Source organism: Oceanobacillus sp. GQ8 (assembly GCF_059758495.1).
This window is the reverse complement of sequence record NZ_JCAXEV010000003.1, coordinates 451,234-472,423: the sequence shown is the minus strand read 5'-3', so window position 1 is coordinate 472,423 and position 21,190 is coordinate 451,234. Positions and strand designations below refer to the sequence as shown.

Annotated in this window: 19 protein-coding genes and 2 pseudogenes; 2 read left to right on the top strand and 19 right to left on the bottom strand. The window is 42.2% G+C overall.

The annotated features are described in order from the left end of the window. The first annotated feature begins 63 nt into the window (after positions 1-63). Positions 64-1,398 carry a short-chain fatty acid transporter gene (locus AC6CHS_RS11150; protein ID WP_498236066.1) on the top strand — a complete coding sequence of 445 codons (1,335 nt, stop codon included), beginning with the start codon at positions 64-66 and terminating at the stop codon, positions 1,396-1,398. Positions 1,399-1,470: 72 nt separating this feature from the next. On the opposite strand, the gene AC6CHS_RS11145 is transcribed toward AC6CHS_RS11150, so the two are convergent. The 16 genes and pseudogenes from AC6CHS_RS11145 to AC6CHS_RS11070 all read right to left on the bottom strand — a co-directional run bounded on the left by AC6CHS_RS11145 (position 1,471) and on the right by AC6CHS_RS11070 (position 17,733). Further along, entirely contained in the window at positions 1,471-1,695 is a 225-nt protein-coding gene (locus AC6CHS_RS11145) for a hypothetical protein (RefSeq protein WP_498236064.1), read from the bottom strand. Between the two features lie 189 nt (positions 1,696-1,884). Continuing rightward, positions 1,885-2,139: a hypothetical protein gene (locus tag AC6CHS_RS11140; RefSeq protein ID WP_036575215.1), complete on the bottom strand. Its 255-nt coding sequence runs from the start codon at positions 2,137-2,139 to the stop codon at positions 1,885-1,887. A 163-nt stretch (positions 2,140-2,302) separates the two neighbouring features. Beyond that, on the bottom strand, positions 2,303-2,839 hold the full coding sequence (locus AC6CHS_RS11135; protein ID WP_498236486.1) for a methyl-accepting chemotaxis protein: 537 nt from the start codon (positions 2,837-2,839) through the stop codon (positions 2,303-2,305). A gap of 234 nt (positions 2,840-3,073) precedes the next feature. Next, positions 3,074-3,547 (bottom strand): annotated as a pseudogene (locus AC6CHS_RS11130) (protoglobin domain-containing protein); the annotation flags it as partial. A gap of 204 nt (positions 3,548-3,751) precedes the next feature. Next, entirely contained in the window at positions 3,752-3,925 is a 174-nt protein-coding gene (locus AC6CHS_RS11125) for a hypothetical protein (protein ID WP_498236062.1), read from the bottom strand. A 54-nt stretch (positions 3,926-3,979) separates the two neighbouring features. After that, positions 3,980-4,936 (bottom strand): agmatinase family protein, encoded by a 957-nt coding sequence (locus AC6CHS_RS11120; protein WP_498236060.1) that lies wholly within the window; start codon positions 4,934-4,936, stop codon positions 3,980-3,982. Between the two features lie 18 nt (positions 4,937-4,954). After that, a complete protein-coding gene (gene putP / locus AC6CHS_RS11115; RefSeq protein WP_498236058.1) occupies positions 4,955-6,454 on the bottom strand; it encodes a sodium/proline symporter PutP in 1,500 nt (499 codons plus the stop codon). Positions 6,455-6,696: 242 nt separating this feature from the next. Beyond that, on the bottom strand, positions 6,697-7,830 hold the full coding sequence (locus AC6CHS_RS11110; protein ID WP_498236056.1) for an endonuclease/exonuclease/phosphatase family protein: 1,134 nt from the start codon (positions 7,828-7,830) through the stop codon (positions 6,697-6,699). A 381-nt stretch (positions 7,831-8,211) separates the two neighbouring features. After that, positions 8,212-8,499 carry an FIMAH domain-containing protein gene (locus tag AC6CHS_RS11105; RefSeq protein ID WP_498236484.1) on the bottom strand — a complete coding sequence of 96 codons (288 nt, stop codon included), beginning with the start codon at positions 8,497-8,499 and terminating at the stop codon, positions 8,212-8,214. Further along, a pseudogene (locus tag AC6CHS_RS11100) lies at positions 8,476-9,732 on the bottom strand (exo-beta-N-acetylmuramidase NamZ family protein); the annotation flags it as partial. The pseudogene AC6CHS_RS11100 and the gene AC6CHS_RS11105, both read right to left, overlap by 24 nt. A gap of 68 nt (positions 9,733-9,800) precedes the next feature. Next, a complete protein-coding gene (gene ggt / locus AC6CHS_RS11095; protein WP_498236054.1) occupies positions 9,801-12,476 on the bottom strand; it encodes a gamma-glutamyltransferase in 2,676 nt (891 codons plus the stop codon). A gap of 78 nt (positions 12,477-12,554) precedes the next feature. After that, on the bottom strand, positions 12,555-14,018 hold the full coding sequence (locus tag AC6CHS_RS11090) for a serine hydrolase domain-containing protein (protein ID WP_498236052.1): 1,464 nt from the start codon (positions 14,016-14,018) through the stop codon (positions 12,555-12,557). A 22-nt stretch (positions 14,019-14,040) separates the two neighbouring features. Further along, positions 14,041-14,628 (bottom strand): TasA family protein, encoded by a 588-nt coding sequence (locus tag AC6CHS_RS11085; protein ID WP_498236050.1) that lies wholly within the window; start codon positions 14,626-14,628, stop codon positions 14,041-14,043. A 33-nt stretch (positions 14,629-14,661) separates the two neighbouring features. Beyond that, positions 14,662-15,222 (bottom strand): signal peptidase I SipW, encoded by a 561-nt coding sequence (sipW, locus tag AC6CHS_RS11080; protein ID WP_498236048.1) that lies wholly within the window; start codon positions 15,220-15,222, stop codon positions 14,662-14,664. Then, positions 15,194-15,658, bottom strand: coding sequence for a SipW-dependent-type signal peptide-containing protein (locus tag AC6CHS_RS11075; RefSeq protein ID WP_498236047.1), 465 nt, complete (start codon positions 15,656-15,658; stop codon positions 15,194-15,196). The genes sipW and AC6CHS_RS11075 overlap by 29 nt, the downstream gene beginning before the upstream one ends. A gap of 32 nt (positions 15,659-15,690) precedes the next feature. Continuing rightward, positions 15,691-17,733, bottom strand: coding sequence for a glycoside hydrolase family 3 protein (locus tag AC6CHS_RS11070; protein ID WP_498236046.1), 2,043 nt, complete (start codon positions 17,731-17,733; stop codon positions 15,691-15,693). Positions 17,734-18,120: 387 nt separating this feature from the next. Here AC6CHS_RS11070 and AC6CHS_RS11065 point away from each other — a divergent pair, with 387 nt between their 5' ends. Then, positions 18,121-18,468 (top strand): hypothetical protein, encoded by a 348-nt coding sequence (locus tag AC6CHS_RS11065; RefSeq protein ID WP_498236045.1) that lies wholly within the window; start codon positions 18,121-18,123, stop codon positions 18,466-18,468. Positions 18,469-18,567: 99 nt separating this feature from the next. Here AC6CHS_RS11065 and AC6CHS_RS11060 read toward each other — a convergent pair whose 3' ends face one another. From AC6CHS_RS11060 to AC6CHS_RS11050, 3 genes are all read right to left on the bottom strand, one after another. After that, positions 18,568-19,575 carry an HAAS signaling domain-containing protein gene (locus tag AC6CHS_RS11060; RefSeq protein ID WP_498236044.1) on the bottom strand — a complete coding sequence of 336 codons (1,008 nt, stop codon included), beginning with the start codon at positions 19,573-19,575 and terminating at the stop codon, positions 18,568-18,570. After that, complete coding sequence (locus tag AC6CHS_RS11055; protein ID WP_058949076.1) at positions 19,562-19,924, bottom strand: PadR family transcriptional regulator; 363 nt, start codon at positions 19,922-19,924, stop codon at positions 19,562-19,564. Before AC6CHS_RS11055 ends, AC6CHS_RS11060 begins: the two co-directional genes overlap by 14 nt. A 399-nt stretch (positions 19,925-20,323) precedes the next feature. Then, positions 20,324-21,166 (bottom strand): carbohydrate ABC transporter permease, encoded by an 843-nt coding sequence (locus AC6CHS_RS11050; RefSeq protein WP_498236043.1) that lies wholly within the window; start codon positions 21,164-21,166, stop codon positions 20,324-20,326. Positions 21,167-21,190 lie beyond the last annotated feature (24 nt).

The following is a 21,190-nucleotide window of genomic DNA, read 5'->3' as shown; positions in this document are numbered from 1 at the left end:
AGCGCTTTAATAATCTGTTATCCTATTTGAAAGCGCTTAAAAATTGAAAGGAGAGTGAAATCTATGAAAAGTATTACGCGGTTTTGTGACCGTATGGTGCAGCGTTATTTGCCTGATGCGTTCTTATTTGCAATTATTTTAACGCTTGCTGTCTTTATTCTTGGTATGATTTTTACAGATAGTTCCCTTGTCGACATGGTTTCCTATTGGGGCGACGGATTCTGGGATCTTTTAGCATTTGCGATGCAGATGTCCCTCATTGTGGTAACAGGTTATATCTTAGCTAGTACGCCTGTTGTTCGAAACCTCCTTAAGAAAATAAGTACCCTTGCGAATACGCCATCCCAGGCGATTTTACTCGTGACATTTATTGCTTCACTTGCTTGTATCATTAATTATGGGTTTGGTCTTGTGGTTGGGGCATTATTTGCTATCCATGTGGCAAAGCGGGTTCCAACAGTAGATTACCGTGTGCTGATGGCGAGTGCCTATAGTGGTTTTCTACTATGGCATGGCGGATTATCTGCTTCCATCCCTTTATTAATTGCAACACCTGGCCATTTTATGGAAGATACGATGGGGACCGTTCCGGTTAGTGAGACATTGTTCAGTAGCTTTAACTTGTTTATTGTCTTTTTCCTTTTATTTACCCTTCCATTTGTAAATCGCTTCTTAATGAAATCACGTGATCCGCTCACACAAGGGGACGCACATTTATGGCGACCAGAGTCAATTGATGGCTCAAGTGAAGAGACTGGGGAAGAAAAAGCAGCCGAAACACCTGCGGAAAAATTGGAAAATAGCCAGGTTCTATCTATAGTCATCGGGTTACTTGGCTTTGCATTTGTCGTTTACTTCTTTATTCAAAATGGGTTTGATCTTAACATTAATATCGTGAACTTTATTATGCTGTTCTTAGGGATGTTATTTCACAAGACACCGAGAAGATTTTTAAACAGTGTAACAAATTCTGTGAAAAATGTTGGGGGGATTATTGTTCAGTTTCCGTTTTATGCAGGGATTATGGGGATGATGGTGGCGTCTGGGTTATCAGAACAGATGTCGATGGCATTCGTTAATATGTCAAACTCGTTCACCTTTCCTCTATTTTCCTTCTTAAGCGCAGGACTGGTCAATTTCTTCGTACCATCTGGTGGTGGGCAATGGGCTGTGCAAGGGCCGATCATGATTCCAGCTGCACTTGAGCTAGGCGTTGATACTGCGAAAACCGCTGTCGCCGTTGCCTGGGGTGACGCTTGGACCAACATGATTCAGCCATTCTGGGCACTGCCTTTACTCGCGATTGCCGGGTTAAAAGTACGCGATATTATGGGCTTTTGTGTCTTAATTCTCGTGTATAGTTTTATTCCAATCTCAATTGGTCTATTATTCTTTTAAACAGAGAATCCTCGGACAACCGGGGATTTTTTTCTTTTTGAGAGCAAAAAAATAAGCCTGCACATGCACGCTTTAATGTTGGTTTTGTTTTAATAACTTCATATCAGCCTTTGTTTCAACAACACTATCACTAAGCACAGAAAACTTGGCATCCAATTTGCGGATGTCCTGCTTGAGCTCTTTTTCTAGATTGGCAACTCGTGTTTCTAGGTTTTCTATTCGATCGCCTAAACCTGATACCTGCTGTCCCAGTTCTGTGATAGCCTGCATAATATCTCTGTTTGAAATATCCTCCATACTTCTCACCTTTTCCTTGCTTTGTCTATAACTTAGCTTACCATGATTAAGAGTTTCCAACAAGAAAACAAAAATTGAAAATGAGCATACTAATTGGAGGCATTTCCTTTTTCCCAAGGAATAAAATAGGATTATATAGATAGTATTTCTATGAAAAAAACAAAAAAAATAAGCCTGCAGACGCACGCCCTATTGAATAATTCCTTGGGACAAAAATTTATTAGTGCTTTTTTCAAGCTGTCTCTCTACCACTGTTGCGATTCGTTGGTCTAATCGTACAACATTTTGCTGTAAACCGTTTAATGTGAGTTCTATGTTATTGGCCCTTATTTCTAAACTTAGAAACAGTTCATCCATTTGCTTGCTTTTTGTCTGCAATTCATTGATTTCTTCTAATAGCTTTGTGACACTTCGCAACAGATCTTCCATCATTTCTTTGGTCAATCTGTCCCCTCCTTGTATGCATAGAATAGTTTGTAATACAATCGTAACATTTCAACTTATGGGCAACAAGTGTATATAGGAGGATATTTCTATAGGAAGAAAGTAGGTCTATTTATCTGGAATATGAGAAAGGAACTCTTCTCATGAAGAATTCCTTTTCAACTTATCTATCTCTATCTGCCAACAAGCGATTCAATGTATCTGCTGATTCAGAAATTGTTGTCGCGGATTGTTCAATTCCACTGATTGCTTCATTAAATACTTCTAGATCATCCTGAATGGTTTCATTGCTTCGTTTGGATTTATCCATGCTCGCATCAATTTCACCGAAAGCATCTTCTGTATTTTTTAGTTCGCTTTTAATTGTATCCAAAAATTCCTGTGCTACTTTGATATTAGAAGAACTATTGAAGACTTGCTCCCCTGTCTGGTTTACAAGGTCGGTAACATTTGTTACAGAGCTGCCTGTTTGTTCAGCTAGCTTACGTACTTCTTCTGCTACCACCGCAAAGCCTCGCCCATGTTCGCCTGCTCTAGCAGCTTCAATGGATGCATTTAATGCTAACAAATTGGTCTGGTCCGCGATGGACTTTACAATCTCGATAATTTCTTTAATTTTTATAGAAGTCGTTTCCAAATTGGTCATTTCCAAAACGATCTTAGCTGTGCTATCTTCTAACTCTTGAACAGACGAGCGCATGTCAGAAAGTCTGGAAACCCCTTTGTCAGCGGCAGTTTTTGCATTTTGTGCCAGTTCGGTGCCACTTCTTGAGCTTGTTGTGATGACACCAATTTTTTCGGTCATGTCACCAATCGACGCATTTGTCTCCTCAGCTAATGCCGCAAGCTCTGCAGAAGTTTGTTCAACTGAATTCAAAATTTCCATCTTAGCTTGTTCTTGTTGGTCTCGATATTCTGTCACTTCGTCATCGTATGCTTCCAACACAACTTGTTGTTCAAGGTTGAGTAGTTTATTGACAAGCTTTATGCCAAGTAAACGATCATCCTGATGTGGGAAGTTTGTTACGATTAAATCAATCAATCCGTCAAACAACTTTTGGAATGAAGCAATATACCATTTCTGGGTAAGGCCAATTTTTACATGGATATGAGCAATTCTCTTCCGACGTTGAATAAAGGCTTCACTAATTTCACCAGAAAACATCTCAATAATATGTCTTTCTAACGTCAGTTTCAATTTATCTATTGAACTGTATTCTTCGATAATTGCAATCAGTTTTGGATTTTGTTCAATACTTCCATAGAAGCAGTCTATAATGTTTTTGTTATCTGCTTCCACATATGACTTTAATGCCATGGCTATTGCAAAGTCTTCTCGTTTTAAATCAAGCATTTTCAATTGCTTTTCTAAATCTGAGTCTGGTGTCACTTCAATCGTTGGGTTCATTTCACTGGCAGCTTGCTGGAGTGTTTGCTTGTTCTTTTCATTTTTTTGCTTTCTATGTATGGATAATCCCAATATGGTTCCCCCTCTTTGTTCCCTCTACTTTTTATATCGGCATAACTTGCCTTAATTTATAGGTCTATAGACACGATTTTTTATAAATAGATTTTCTTAGGATTTAGAGAGGCGTTCTGGAAGTCCAAGTTGCTATGTGGTGGATTCGCTTTGCGTTGCTTTGGATTCAGTTTGCTCTGCTCTGGTTTCACTTCCCACTGTTTTGGTTTCAGTTTGCACTGTTTTGGTTTCAGTTTGCACGGCTTTGGTTTCACTTCCCGCTGCTCTGGTTTCACTTCCCACTGTTTTGGTTTCAGTCCTAATCACACACTACTACATAAACAAAAAAACCACTCCCCCTATAGGAAGTGGCTTAATCCATTATTCCGCTTCTTTTTCATGTAAGATATTACCTGCCAATGCGTAGAGCACGGCGTATGTGACGAAATGGGAGGAGTTGTCATTGGTATCCTGTTGTGGATAAACTTCCACGTAATCCATTCCGCGAATCCCCATCTTGGCGAACTCGTGCACGAGCTCCAACAACTCATAAGAAGTGAGGCCATTTCCATCTACGGGGCCACCTGGGTTAAATGCGAAGTCGAGTACATCACTGCAAATGCTTAGGTAAACAGCTTCTGTTCCTTCGCTGGCAATTTGATACGCTTTTTTAGCTAAGGCGGTTAGGTCCTTTGCCTTGCGTACCTCTCTAACAGAGATAGTAGTCGCGCCAACTTCCTTTGCATATTTCCCTGTTTCGGGCGCATTCCTCGGTCCGTGGATTCCCATATGGACAATGCTTTCATTTCGCACACTTTCACTTTCATAAATGCGGTGGAATGGTGTGCTTCTTGCATATAGGTCGCCTTCATATTCTTTATAGTTGTCGTAGTGAGCATCCAGATGGATGACTCCAACTTTTCCATCCACTTCTTCACTTAACGCTTTTACAATGGGATAAGTGATGCCATGATCGCCACCGAAAGCGACAGGGAATTTTCCCGTTTTCCAAACACCCGAGGCAAAGTCCTCAATTCGTTTCATCGTCTCGATTGTATCTGCTGGTACCACATCTACATCCCCAAGATCGCCAATTGTATAATGGGAAAGCACATCGATGTCATCTAATTCCGGCAAATAACCTGAATACCGAGCAGAGTTGAGGCGGATAGCCTTTGGTCCTAGCTCACAGCCTGTATAATCACCCCAGGTTACGGCTCCCTCCCATGGGACACCGTAAATGAGAACATCGCGATCTGTAACATCATCTTTTCCCAATTTCACTTTTTTTCCATTAAGATAGCAAGGTGTATTGCCGTATAATTTATTTTGACTCATGCTGTATCACTCCTAACGTTATTTTACGCCTGCAACTTTATCGTATTCTTCCTGCATCTCCTTGGTAGGTCCCTTTCCAATCAAACTGAATAAAATAATTGCAATACTTGATAGCACAAAACCTGGTACGATCTCGTATAAAGCAGATCCGGTCAATGGCCATAGGAAGACTGTTACGCCACCCACGACAATTCCGGCGACCGCACCGTTTCGAGACATCTTTCTCCAGAATAAGGAAAACAGAACAGCTGGACCAAACGTTGCACCAAACCCTGCCCATGCATAGCTCACAAGATCAAGCACAGAGCTTGTTTCATTCCATGCAAGCATAATCGCGATAATCGCAATGACGAGAACGGAAATTCGTCCAACCCATACGAGTTCTTTATCTGATGCATTTTTGCGGAGATATCTTCTGTAAAAGTCCTCAGAAAGGGCACTGGATGAGACAAGTAATTGTGAGTCAACCGTACTCATAATGGCTGCAAGTACAGCTGCAAGTAAGATTCCTGCAACCCATGGATTATAAACAACTTGCACAAGCTGTATAAAGACTTGCTCAGAATCGGCTAGAGGCTCACTAAAAGTTACGATACCGAGCATCCCGACAATTAACGCACCATATAGAGGGATAACAAGTCCAAAAGCTACACTGATCAAACGTGCTTTACGAACTTCCTTATGGGAACGGATTGCCATAAATCGAGCTAGGATGTGTGGCTGCCCAAAATAGCCAAGCCCCCAGGCAAGTGCAGAAATAATTCCAACCGCTCCGATTGCCCCTAGAGGCTCCCAAAGTACTCCCTCTGGTTGGTTATAATCTGTTGCTGAGAACGCATCAATTAAGTTGGGGGTTATTTGTCCAAGCTGGTTAAATAATTCCCCAAATCCACCAATCTCAATCAATCCATAAATGGAAGTAAATAAAAGTGCTGCCGACATAAGTACACCTTGGACAAAATCTGTATAGCTAACTGCCAGGAATCCGCCTAAAAAGGTATAGGAAACGATAATAATGGCACCAACTGTTAAAGCAAAATGATAATCCATATCAAAAGTACCCTGGAATAATTTCGCCCCAGCTACAAGTCCTGAAGCTGTATAAAATAAGAAAAACGCTAAAATAAATGCTGCTGAAATTACGCGTAATAAGTGTGATTTATCTCGAAATCGATTTTCAAAAAACTGTGGTAATGTAATGGAGTTATTGGAGTATTCGGTGTAAATACGTAGACGTTTTGCGACATATTGCCAGTTAATCATGGCACCAACTGCCAGACCAATTGCAATCCACAAGCTCCATTGTCCAAGTCCTGCCGCATATGCCGCACCAGGCAACCCAATTAAGAGCCAGCCACTAAAATCACTCGCCGATGCTGAAAATGCAGCAACCCAACTATTTAGCTTCCTGCCACCGAGCACATAATCTGATAATGTGTTTGTCATTCTGTACGTAATAATTCCAATGACAATCATTCCAACAAGGTAAAAAATAAATGTTATCAACGTGGCGTTCATTTCGTGTCATCCCCCTTTTCCGTGAAAAAGGTAATCACTGCCCAGACTACCAATAGCGGCATGGGAACGACAAACCAAAATAATGTCCATCCACCAATTGCATATTCCATCGTATTCCTCCTTTGTCTTTATCTATATCATATTAACATAACAATTAGAAAATTTCATTTAATCGGAAATGGGTGTTAATTTACGAAACAAAAAAATAAGCCTCGCTGTTATGCAAGGCTTTTTATCTTTCGTTATTGAATCCATTTTTCTGTAAAATAATCTATATCCCTGGACAACTCTTCCCAAGCTTTACCGGAAATATGGCCCTTTTCTTTTTCATAATCAAGCAATACCGTCATACCTTGCAAATGCTTTACTAGTTTTTCATTCTTCCCTTGCTTTTTATAATAGTTTAGTGCCCGCAAATGGTTGTGTAACAAGGTAGAAGTTTCTGTACCTTTAATTTCGCCATGCTCTATAAAGTGGTCAACTAGCCATTCCGTACCTTCTAGATTGTAAGAATGACTTCCCTCTATTAACGAAACCTCGGCAATGACTGGTAGATGATCCGCTGCGTGGCTAGACATCTTAGTAGCAGAATGGACTTCGATTCTTGGAGAAGCAAATACATAATCAATTCTCCGGTCAGGCGAGGCAGCAGGGTACGTATACCCATCTTCTTCTACACTCCAGTTCCAAGCATCTGCATATTTCTGAAATAATGGTTGGAGTTCTGGCGCATCAGGTCTCGCGTTCATATCCCCAACGAGAATACTATAGGTATGCGCTGCCATGATTTCTTTCATGTCCGCAACCTGCATTTCTCTTACAATAGGATCTGCCCTGTAGTCTAAATGTGTCACATAAAAGGCCACTTCTGCGCCATCCACATTAATTTGTGCTTCAAGGAATCCGGGTGCAGGTTTAGGTACAGGGTCCGGGTCTTGTGTAGATAATCTTGCAATCTCTCTATTTGCAGCATTGGTAATTGGATATTTACTCAATACTGCTACACCAAATTGCCTGCGTGGTTCCCCTTCGCCTGCTGGGTCAAAGTCATAGATTGGGGCAAAATAGTAATCCATATCTAAACGTTCAGCAAGTAATGCCACCATGTTATCATTGTTACTACGATCTCCCCAGTGAACATCTACTTCCTGCAAGCCGATAATATCCGCACCTGTATTCTCAATGGCTGTAGCAATTCGCTCCAAATTATACGTCCCATCAGTCCCCCTACCCGCTGCAACATTATACGTCGCCACCTTCACAGTAGTTTCTTCCAACTGACTTAACCCTTGCACCGCATACGTTTCATAGGAAGGAGAAAGAGATACCCACAGTAATGCCATAAATCCAGCAACAAACAACAACGCCCTTTTCATTAAATCTACTCCCCTTTCATTTTAGAAAAAAGAAGCCATGACAAATGATTTAGAAAGCAAACATGGAACAATTATTCAAAGACTATTAACTAGTTGTGTTAAATAATTCTCGCCAGATCTACCATTTCAGCGAAGGAAAATATGCAGACTCCTTAAAAATGCATTCGCATTTTCTGCGTGCGATGAATTGCTGACGAAGCCTTACTTGTCCAGTGGGAACAGCACGAGTCCGAAGGCCCCGGAAGAAGCTATCTTTGCTTCTGAGGAGACTGAGGCCGTGCCCACGGAAAGCGAAATATTTTCCATAGCGTTGATTAGCCAGGCTCTTATGACTTTTCTTCTCTTAGACTACTTATCCTTTTTATCCAGTCTCAGTTTCTATTAATTCCACATCGCTAACATATCCGTTGCATCACTATAAAGGTCTTCGTAAGCACTTTCGGAAATGCTTTCAGCTTCTAATTGCTGATCCAATAATAGTAGGAAGCTTTCCATATGCTTTGCAACTTTAGTGGCATCCGCACTTTCTTCATATCTTTCAACAGCGGTAAGATGCAATTTTAGCTTTCGAGCTGCATCATTTTTGAGTTCGTCTGAGTCAACAAATGCTTCAATTGAATTTTTCAAATCAGCTGTGCTGACAGTGTAAACAAGGTAGTCTCTACGCACTTCTTTAAATGCTTGCAGATCTCCTTTCCACTGATCAACCATTGATTCCACTGTTTCTCCATTCTCTATTGCTTCCCGTACCCAGCCGTTACCAATTAGGTTATCAAAGAATGACACGCCTGCACTGCTTTCAGCACGAAATTCAAAATCATCCGGATACATGTCATGTAACGTTTTAACGATATGCAATCCAGTCACAATAGGGTCGTATGCCTTTTTATCTGTTACATGAATCTGTACCCCATGGCTTAATGTACCACTATGCTTGGAAAACGTCGGAGTGAAGGAAGCCGCACGGAAGGTCACACCTTCTAGTTCAAGGTTGTTTAATGCCGCTGCATAGTCTGTACTATTTACAAACGGCGCACCGATTAATTCGAATGGCTTTGTAGTCCCTCGTCCTTCTGACACATTTGTTCCTTCTATTAAAGCAGCCCCAGGGTAGACAAGCGCCGTATCAAGTGTCGGCATGTTTGGTGATGGTAGTACAAACTCAAGCTCTGTATCATCATAATATTGTCCCCGCTTCCAGCCATCCATTTCAACGACTGTCAGATCTGCTCCAATATCAAATTCTTCATTAAATAACTTGGCCAATTCCCCTACCGTCATCCCATGACGTAATGGAATTGGATAGTTCCCGACAAAGGAAGCATATTCTGGATCAAGGACAGGGCCTTCGACGCTATTACCTCCAAGTGGGTTCGGACGGTCAAGTACAAGAAATTCCACATCGTTTTCCTGTGCTGCTTCCATTGCATACGCCATTGTGTAAATATACGTATAGAATCTAGCACCAACATCTTGAATGTCAAATAACAAAACATCCACATCTTCCAGCATCTCTGGTGTTGGTTTTCTAGTCTGGCCGTACAAGCTATATACTGGCAAGCCTGTTTCTTCATCAATATAGTATTCTACATAATCCCCTGCCTGCGCATCGCCGCGCACCCCATGTTCAGGACCATAGAGGGCTGTCAGTTCAACGTCTGGATCATTATGCAACGTATCGACAATACTGTTTAACTCTTGATCAACTCCTGTTGGATTGGTAATCAGTCCAACCCGCTTCCCTTCGATTAAATCTTTATGCTGTTCAAGCAATACTTCTACACCTAGCTTCAACTCATCACCACCAGCATTGTTATTGTTCTTTAGCTTATCTGCCACTACACCTGACAATGAACCGAGAACGAAGCACAGACTTATTACCAAAATAATCGTCTTCTTCAAGGCTAACGCCTCCCTTATTTTGTTTAGTAAAGGCTAGGAGGATACAGAGCTCCTCCCCCGCCTTTTGCTTAATTTTGTTCTTTTTGCCAAATCAGTAAGAGAGCCTCTGCATTTTGTGTTAGCTCCTCTTTTGCCTGTTCGGAAATTTTTCCATTAGCATGCTGAACATCGAGCAACTGAGTCAGCACTTGCATATGCTTACTAGCTTTATCTAAGCGATCTTGATTTACAAATCGCTCCACTGCTGTTAAATGGGTAAGCAGAAGTCTTTCTGTTTGCTCATTATTGATTTCTCCTTTGTCAGCAAACTGCGCTACTAATTGCTCCAATTTCAATATGGATGGAAGATCTTCAACTGAGATGCCAATTGCTGTTCCTTCCCTTGTTGAATCGGCCGCACCGCTATACGTTTCATTATGAAGTAAAATACTATTTACATTGCCAATCTCTCTTGGCGTTTCTTCCCAGGAGTGTCCCATTTGCTCTAATAGATCGCGAATGTTTTCCGGCACCCCATACTCCCAACGAATGCTTGGATAGCTGCTACTGTATATACGTGGTTCTTCAATCGCTTCTTTTAAATCCATTTCATATCCAAGTACATTAACAAGTGTCTGGGTTACCGACGTAATGATGGTGGCGCCTCCTGGTGAGCCAACAGTCATATAAGGTTCTCCGTCCTGTAAAACAATAGAAGGTGTCATGCTGCTAAGTGGTCGCTTATTAGGCTGCACTTCATTCGCTCCACCAGGGATGGCATCAAAGTCGGTCAGTTCATTATTTAGCATAATGCCATAGCCCGGTACCATGATGCCTGATCCAAACACCTGCTCAATGGTCGTTGTATAGGAAACAAGATTTCCCCATTGATCGGCAACCGTAAAATGCGTTGTTTCTCCATCCACCTTGTCATCTACCTGTGTGACAACCTCTGGTGCTTCTCCGTCCTGATAGTTCCACGGATTTCCTGGCTCTACGTTCGGATTAGCAGCTTCTGGGTCAATGGTTGCCAGTCGTTCTGCTACATAATCTGGATCAAGTAATCCTTCTCTCGGTACCTCCACATATTCAGGATCTCCCATATAAGCACCCCGGTCGGCATACGCAAGGTGCATTGCTTCCGCCATATAGTGGTATTTCATTGGAGATTTCACGTCATGCTGTGTAAGATCCAGCTGTTCAAACATTTTTAACAGTTGTAGCATGGTTAGTCCTCCAGAGCTTGGTGGCGGCATGGATGCAATGTCATACCCTTGGTAATCGCCCCACACGGGTTCGTCCTGTGTCACATCATATCGACTTAGATCTGCAGTATCCATACTCCCGCCAAATGCCTGAACCTCTGCAGCAAGCGCTTCGCCAATTTCTCCGTTGAAAAGAGCATCTGATCCTTGATCGCGAATTAACATAAATGTTTTAGCCAAGTCCTCCTGTACAAGGGTGTCCCCTTCTTCCAGTGGGTCGCCGTCTGGTAAAAATACATCCCCAGCAGCTGTTCGGGCTAATTTACTTTCATTACTGGCAATTGCGTTGGCTAGTACCCAATTCACAGGAATACCCTGTTCCGCCATATCAATCGAAGGCTGAATTAAGTCTTCCATTGGAATCGAACCCCAGTTATCAAGTGCAGTCTCTAGTCCCTTTAAGGTCCCAGGAACGCCAACCGATTTTCCGCTTTGTACACGCTCAGAAAAAGGGATTACCGTACCTGCAATGGCCTCTATATCCCATTCCTCAGGCTCTTCTTCGTTTTCTTCCCATTGACGAATCTTAAGTTCATCATCCTCTACACGGAAACGAAGTGATTGCCACTCTGTTGTACGGTCAAAGGAAACGGTGTCCAACGTAGAGTTTTGGCCGTCTTTAGCTTGAATTAATTTTAGTTCACTTGTATTTGTATTGATTTCTACCCCATAACCATTGCGAGCATAGGTAGACCCCGTGGAACGGAACGCATCTGCACGCAACCATAGGCGAAGTCTTCTATCGTCTCCTGGATCATCGGTGCGAAAACGAATAAATAATTCGCTATCTTCTACTGACTCCATCACAGAGGTAGCTTGACCGAATGAAGTGGAATTGCTGCCATATGGTGCTCCAAAATGGATGTTTCCTCCTGCTTCATTTAGGCGAAACGCCGTGCCCCGCTCCAACAATTGAAATTTGTCAGCATCCCACGGTGCATCATTCTCTCCAGTGAAATCAGAGCTAAAAATATGCTCCCCTGTTTCGACATCCTCCACTTGCACTTCCGCAACATGGAATTCGTTGCCCACTTCATCACTCAGTTCATTTGCCCCGAGTAAAAACTTACCTGGTTCTTCCACGATATTGCTTTTATCAATAAACATATCGGGTGTAGCCCCTTGTGGTGCGCGCTCTCTACTATTAATGATCGAGACATCCTCGGTCTGGGCGTCATAATACATCATAAAGCCACCACCGCCGATTCCCGACATCATCGGTTCTGCAACATTCAAAGCAAATTGCATGGCGACTGCAGCATCTACCGCGTTACCTCCGCGTTTTAAAACATCTGCTCCGATCTCAGAAGCTAGCGGATGTGCGGAGACGACCATTCCTTTGTCCCCAACATCGATTTGTTCGGGCTGAACCCCTGGATTTTCCGGTTCATATTCTGTATTATCATCAGGGCTGCTGACAGCAGAAACCGCAGACACCGGGATACTAAACAACATTCCAATGATAAGCAGGATCGATAAAAATCTAGACTTCTTTTTCATGTTTCCCCTCCTTTTCGCGCTTAAAAGGAAACAGTGAGGGGTGTCATTGTGCTCCTCACTGCTGCTTATAGCGAATATTTATTGCCACTTCTCACTCAAATAAGTTGCTGTACGGACGAGGTCCTCATAGGTTGAGTCATTAAATGCATCTTCCTCGTGTAAATAATCGACTAACTGTTGGAAACCGGCAAGATGCTTTAACACTTTTTCTTGATTCCCTTGCTGCTCATAGCGACTAATTACCGTTAAATGCAAGCCGAGGGATCTAGCTGTGTTCGCTTCTATTTCCTCCCTTGTAAGCAATCGTTCTACCATGTCCTGCATGCTTTCTGCACTCCATGCATAAATAGCATCTGCTGTCTTTTGCGATACTTTTTTCCGAATACCGTTGGTAGAAACTGTTTCTCTTGTTGGGTGAACACGGTTTGTTAGCAAAATTGTCACCGTCTCATGATTCGGGCTTACTACAATCGATGTTCCGGTATAACCTGTGTGGCCCAACGTATTATCTTCGGCTAGATCATCCATGTACCATGATTGATTTAATTCCCATCCCAGTCCTTGGTCCTGGCCAGGATAGGCTTCATTCCAGTTTGTTTTCATCAGTTCAACTGCTTCCTCTGAGAGAATTTCTCCCCCAGCATATGTGCCTTCTTCTAGCATCATTTGTGCGAAAACAGCTAAATCTGCTGCACTACTAAATATGCCAGCCTGTCCTGCTACACCATCCAATGACCAAGCATTTTCATCATGCACACTTCCCCAAACTACACCACGATTTGTCCATGGCTGATATTCGGTAGCAGCGATGCGCGATTTAAGTGATTCTGGTGGATTATACATCGTGTCCTGCATCTCGAGTGGTTCCGTGATTTTCCTTTCTACAAAGACATCCTGGCGCTCACCACTAAGGCGTTCAATTAGCACGCCTAGTGTCAGGTAATTCACATCACTGTACACATAATCGGCACCTGGTGCTTGTTGAAGCGGCTCGTGCAATACAAAATCTAACCTGTCCGAACGATCCCCTTCCACTTTATCAAGACGTTCACTAGGACTTGGAGCAAATCCAGAAGTATGTGTGAGTAGTTGCCTGATCGTAACTTCTTCTTTGCCTTCCCCCGTGAATTCCGGAATATACTGTTGCACAGGGTCTTCTAATTCAAATAATCCTTCATCCCATAACTGCATGACAGCTGTTGCTGTAAACAGTTTGGAAATCGAGGCCATATCAAATATAGTATTTTCCTGCATTGCTACAGGATCTTCCATTTCCGTAAATTGATCATCCGTGTAACGAGCAGCATAACCATAAGCGTCATGTTTAACGACTTCGCCTTGTTTTGCGATATACACGACCGCCCCTGGCATCACCTTATCCGCAATCGCTTGCTCCACCTCTCCGTCAAGATCATCCAAAGGTTGTTGGAGCAATTGCACCGCATTACTAGCAGCCTCCGCCTTCACGGGTGCTACGGGAACAAACAGTGTCAGACAGAGCATGAAAAGGACGAGCATGGATAGCGCTTGTTGTTTTCTCATCTGTAAACGCCTCCTTATTTAATTACTTATCTTCTCCGGCTGTTTGCTGTGCAGTGAACGTCCATTCTAGGCTTAACGTGTCTCCTTGGAATTCGTTTTGGTCCTCCCCGTTATCTACAAAATTAAATTGCACAACGAGATCATCAATGGTTCCGACTGGCAATCCATTTTCACCAAGCAGTGGCAAGAAGACATTTTCATTTACTGCTTCAGGTGTCATGGTTTTTAGTTCTGCCAGTGTCGTCTGGTAAATTACTTCATCAAGTTTGTCGGCATTGTATAGGAATTCGACCATAATATGCTCGCCGAAATCTCCTGTATTATCTCCTGTAGCATCTGTGACAGTATAATCTGTATCGAGTAGTACCTTTTCAATATCAAGTGTGCCGTTATTTTGTAATTCAAAATCACGTACCATCGTATCGCCTGGTTTGATATTATCTACTTCAATAATTTCTGTTGGCGCTGCCGCGAGATCTAGCGTCCCAGCAGCGAATGTGTTACTTGATGTTTCGGTATCACTGAAATACGCAAATGTCCCCCCACTAACTAATGTAAGACCTAGTGCTGCTGAAGCAATTCCTAACCCCAATTGTTTTTTAATATTCATTTATAACTTCCTCCCCAATTTTTATATTCCTGCTTATTTTGCGTCCATCGTTTTTTCCTGAAGCAAATGTTTTACCTGTTTCAATGTCCTTCTAATGGTTATAAAAGCATATCCAAGCAATAGAATTCCTGGCAGAATCATGAGCAGTGCCGCTCCTTCAGGTGACGTGGCAAACTGAAACACATAACCAACATATGGGATCGTAAACCCGGCATATTGCCCCACGACATTCTCTGATAATACTGGGCTAACATCAGGGCCATTATTAGCATCCCCTTGCGTTATATACTGCTGCCCATTGTTTTCCACCTCTATAATTCGGTGGGTGATCAGTATGTTGTCCTCCGCACGATAGGTGATGACATCTCCCTCTGAAAACCGCTGCATATCTCCTCCAGTTTTCACCGCAATAACAGATCCAGTCTGAATCCCTGGTTCCATAGATCCGGAAAGAACGGATTTAATTTGATAGCCAAAAACATTAACCTCATTACCGGAAGCTTTGGAGAGGCCCACGACGAGCAGAGCACAAAGCAGCACAGCAATGACAAACGTATACAAGATATTACTCAGCGTTTTTAATGTCATTTTCATTTTCATTCTCCTCCCCTTCGCTCATCGCGTCCTCTTCCACTGTTTCAAATTCTGTCGTTTCGCTCTCTTCCTCTTCTTCATTAACAGGCTTTTCATTCTCCATGTTACTTTCCTCTGCTTCTTTTTCTGTATTATTTTCAGAGGTTTCAGATGTATGATCTTCTTCTGATTGCTCGTCTATGTTCTCCTTTTCACGAGTTGACCCCTTATCCGTCTCTGCTTGTGTTGTATCAACCTTTTGTGTATGCTCTTCTGCGTGTTGTTCCTCCCCCTCAATCGGTGCCTCTTCAGCATAGGTGCCTGCTGTTACGGCACCTTCCACAGTAGAAGTTGCCGTAAAGAAAGCAGATGTGGGAGAATGAACCTGGGAGACGAGCAGAAAGAGCAAGTATAGGATAGTGAAAAAACGCACCATCACTCGCACGAATCTATGCATACGCATCCCCCTAGTTTGATTTAAAAGTAGGTTTATTCCTGAGTTGTCCAGACATCTTGCAATTTCAAGCTTTCTGTTTCTAGGTAGCTGTATGCTTTGTCGGTAATCTTGTCGTTTTCATGGAAATGAGCAATCAAGTCTTGGAAGCTTTCTAAGTGCTTCACGACCTTATCTCCTAGGTCACGCTCTTCAAATCGTTCAATAGCTGACAGATGTGTTGTAAGCGCTCTGATCGTTTGACTATCTACAATTTCATCTTGCTGTGCCAATTCATCGACAAGTTGCTTCATCCCCTCACCACTGAGAGAAGTATCTGTATAATCCAGGCTATGCCCGAGGTTATATAGATCAGGAATCGTAACAGGCAATTTTCCATATGGATTAATATCGCCTACCAGCACGCCAGCTACCGCGTTGATTGACACGTCGAGATAGCTATAGGAAGCAACATAACCATCTACCTCTGGAAATACCATCACATCATATGGATTCCGATGTGCCGAAACAATGACAGGTTTTCCAGTCTGTTGAAGCGCTTCCACAAATTCACGCTGTTTTTCATTTGTATTCGCCGTATAGGTCGTAACAACAATTTTATCTGCATCTGCTGCGTGCTCTACAGCCTGCTCAATCTGACTGTCTGTAGGACTTGTACCCGTTGCATAGCTACGTCCATCGACACCCTTTTCCTCTAACAATTGATAAAGCAAGGATGGCTTGGCTACTGATGGGCCAGTAATAAGTACCTTTTGATCGTTTTGAACTGGTAATACGTCCTCATTTTTAACTAAAGTAATGCTTTTCTCCGCAATATCTTTTGCTGCCTGTAAATTGGCTTCTGTTCCAATGTTCTCTAGCTTGTCAGGGCTAGTCTGCGTTTCTTCAAACAAGCCATTCTCCATCTTTGCCCGAAGAATGCGATAAACCGACTCTTCCACACGCTCCTCGGAAATTTCCCCGGATTGGACAGCTTCAAGCATGCCATTATATGCCACTTCTACATCTGGTGGATTTAATAAAATATCCACTCCAGCTTTAAAGGATTCTACCGGAACACGTTCTGGTGGTACTACGTTGGCACCTGACATACCAAGGCTATCCGTAATAATTAAGCCGTCATAACCAAGCTCCTCACGAAGTAAGTCAGTAATGATCGGTTTTGACAATGTTGCCGGAAGTCCAGAGTCATCCAATGCTGGCACGACAATATGTCCTGTCATGATCGAACCAACTCCAGCATCAATTGCTTCTTTAAATGGTTTTAAATCCACTTCATGTAATGTTTCCAAATCATGGTCAATGACTGGAAGCCCATAATGGGAATCTACATCCGTATCACCATGTCCTGGAAAATGCTTTGCCGATGCGATTACATTCTGTTCTTTATATGCATTGATTTGCGAGACACCAAGCTTGGAAACCAGATCAGGATCTTCGCCAAAAGAACGAATTCCGATAACTGGATTTGCCGGATTCAAGTTCACGTCAACGGTTGGTGCAAAGTTCATGTTAATCCCTAAACTATTCAGCTCTTTGCCAATGATATTTCCAGATAGGGCAGCGAACTCCTCAGACCGTGTTGCTCCAATTGCCATGTTTCCTGGAAAAACCGTCCCTGGTTCTGTTACACGTTGGACAATCCCGCCCTCCTGGTCTGTCGAAATAAATAATGGAATGCCGGAATCTTGCTCTACCGCAATTTCCTGTACGCCGTTAGACAAGGACTGAACCTGGTCTGGATCCAAAGGTGTGCCGATGTTATACGACCAATTAAAATAAATTAGCCCACCGATATGGTAGTTTTCAATAACCTCTTGAAAGTTTTTCCCACCGCGGTTGTTATTTAAATTGGTATCCTCGTATCTTGGATCAGTTGGGGTTTGTCCATATACATGTACAATAAACAGCTGCCCAATTTTCTCTTCTAATGTCAGGTCATCTATGATGGCGTTAATCTCATCCTCGTTTACATCCTGCTTTTCAGCGGCTGACACATTTTTCATTCCCCCTGGTATGGGGAGTGTCAGAAGTAGTAAAGCTGCGGACAAAAACGCAATTACCTTTCGTAGCTTCAAGTAAATCCCTCCTTCATTCATTTATTTGATTTCGAGGTTCATTTCCTGGCTCAACATTTCCAAGTCATGAAAACACCGCCCTTCAAAATTTGTCAAAGGTAGGATCCCCCGTGTCCTAATAGGGTTATCTAGACAATAGCAAAAGCTGTTTAAAAATGTTGTTTGATTATGTCTAAATTTTCTATTTTTTCAAAATTGATATATTGGGACTAGTTACTCCCAGAGGTGCTAGTAGAGAGGGCGCATCTATTCATAACAGGAAAGTTTGTCCATACTATCTCACTAGGTATTCCTACACACTTTTTGCATATTGGTGTCTTTGTGTAAGATTTTCACATTAGATTTACATAATATCCCACGCGGACATTCGACAAAATTAGCGTTTTTTTGATGAAGTGTGGCATTTCGTTAGAAGAGAAGCTTTTTTGTGGTGGATCTGAGTGGGGGTGGTTTCACTTTGGGGTGCTGTCGTTTCACTTTGGAGCATCGACGATTCACTTTGATGTGCTGTGGTTTCACTTTGGAGTGTCGACGATTCACTTTGATGTGCTGTCGATTCACTTTGGGGCGTCGACGATTCACTTTGTTGTGCTGTGGTTTCACTTTGGAGTGTCGACGATTCACTTTGATGTGCTGTCGATTCACTTTGGAGTGCTGTGGTTTCACTTTGGAGTGTCGACGATTCACTTTGGAGTGCTGTGGTTCCACTTTGATGTGCTGTCGTTTCATTTTTGATGTTGGAAGGTTCTTGGGACATGATTTTACACTTTGGTGTGTAAAAAAAGGCCTAAAGTCTTACCTGCTTGAACAGGTAGCAATAGGCCTACATCGTTATCACTTATTTTTTCTAGCTTTTAAAAATCCACCGATCCCGTTCCAAACTAAGTTTATGATTAGTATGACAATAATCCAGAATGTTACCCGACTCCAAATCCAATCGACGGTATCATAGCCTTCACTGCCCGCAGTAAGGACGTTTGCCTCTACCAATTCACTCATGAACGTTGGATTCCAAAAATCCGTAGCCGTTACCATGAATAGAATGATAGCCATAGAAAGTGTATTTGAAACGGTTGTATATAAAACTAACTTATAGCTCCATTTTCCAAAAGCTAGTTTTAAACATTCGTTTAATATTCCAATACCTAAGATTAAAATAATGAATACGAGGTAGGTCCCATAATTCTGTTCATTCAAAAAAGGAACAACCCCATTAAATTCATCATGAAAAACCCAAACGCCTAAATAATCACTTGAAAAGGAAAACAGTACGATAAAAAATGCATAGAAAATAATACTTGTTACGGCTTCACCGCGTTTAACTCGACTATGCTCAACTGGAATAGGTGGCAAGTTAGTTGGCTTCCACTCTTCATCTTCCCAAAGCAAATCCTCCTTTTTCACATTACCCATTAACTCTCCCATAGCAAATCCAAATGTCGTCCAACCAAAAGCCATAGGCAATGCAGTAACAGCGGAAACAATCATTTCAACGAAGTGATCTAAAATATTTACTGGGTTGATAACGACCTGAATGGCGAATCCAACCCCTATAGATATTCCTACTACTGCCAATATAACCTTTAATATATAGAGATACGAGTCAAAAAGTTCTGGTCCTATCAAGTATTTCTTGGTGCTACGGTACTTATCCGCTAATTCTTTCGGCCTGCCCAATTCCAGCAATACTTCTTCTATATCCCTTTCCGTATAGTGATTTTTTCCAGACCGATCTTCCAGCATGTCTTCAATTAAACCGCGAAGTTCAATAGCAATATCTTTCCTCTGTGATTGTGGCAGCTTCTGCGTAACCGCAAAGATATAACGTTCAACCATCTCCATCGACATCATCTCCTTTATCCTCGATCACATGATTTAAACTTGTCACAATACTCTTCCATTCAACAACGAGCAGATCATATACTTCTTTCCCTGTCTTACTGAGTAAATAATATTTTCTAGGCCGTGCTTCGTTGGTGTCCCACTTACTTTCCAATAGGCCTTGTTTCTCTAACCTCCTTAAAAGTGGATATAATGTGCCAGGTTCCACATGGACCCCATTTTCGCCGAGCATCGTCACGAGTGAGTAGCCATACTGCGGTTCAGAAAGCTGGCTTAGTACCCCAATCGTAATGGTTCCCCGTCTCAGTTCCTGCATTAGTTTATCTAAGTGCTCATGTGCATCTTTCATATGATCAACTCCTGTATTTATTATAGTGTATGACGCACACTATTGTACAGTGAATAATAAAGTTTATTGTAAACTATTGTGTTGATAACTATTAGAAATAAAGATTTATATTTTATGTGTCCATTTTATCGTATTAGGAGTTGGCAGAGGGAGAAAGGTTTTGACCGATTAAATGTACTGGTGATATGCGGCATTCGGTGATTTAATGTTGGTACGCGACTTTTGGGGCTGGCACGCGCATTTCCATAGTCCTCACGCGAGTTCGGCAGGTTCATACGCGGCATTCCCGGATACCCAAGCGACTTCCATACTCTCCCATGCGACTTCACATGCTCCTCACACGCCCCACAATCCAACCATCAAAAAAAACACCAATCGCATTTGGATTGGTGTTTTCTATTAACCTTTAATGGCGCCTTCTGTCATGCCTTTGGAAATACGTCTTTGGAAGATGGCGTATAGGATGATGACTGGTACGATGGCGATGACGAGGCCGGCGAATAAGGTTCCCCAGGCATTTGTATATTGTGCTTCACTACTAATAAAGTCAATGGCTAATGCAAGCGTATAGTTTTCGCTGGAATTCAGGAATATGAGTGCCATGAAATATTCGTTCCAAAATTGAATGGCGTTCATAATGGTAACGGTGATGATCCCTGACATACTGAGTGGCGTGATGATTTTCCATAAAACTTTGTAAGGCGACATGCCATCCATTGCTGCCGATTCCTCTAAAGATCTAGGAATGGTTCCAATAAAGCTTGTTAGAACAAAGATGGAAAATGGCAACTGACTTACAGCATACACAATCGCCAGTCCGTAAATATTGTCTAATAATCCTAAATCTGATAATAGGAAAAAGAGTGGAATCCACCCAAGCACCATAGGAATCATCATGGCGGATACGTAAACGGTAAACAATATTTTACTGCCACGGAAGTTAATTCTCTCAATGGCATAAGCGGTGGGGATTGCTAATACAAGCGTTAAAACAGCACCCACTACGGTTACGATTAAACTGTTGAATACACTAACATCAATATTATAGTTGGTCCAAGCAGTAACGAAGTTGTGAAAACTAAAGGATTCGGGAAATCCCCAAGGGTTTCGATAAATTTCTGCATTGGATTTAAAGGCTCCTAGAAACATCCAGAAAATCGGATACAATACTGCTAATGACCAAAGGATCAACGGAATCCGTATCCCTGTTCTACCAAGGATCTGGCCGACGCTTCGTTTCACAATAAATTCCTCCTCTTTATCGGT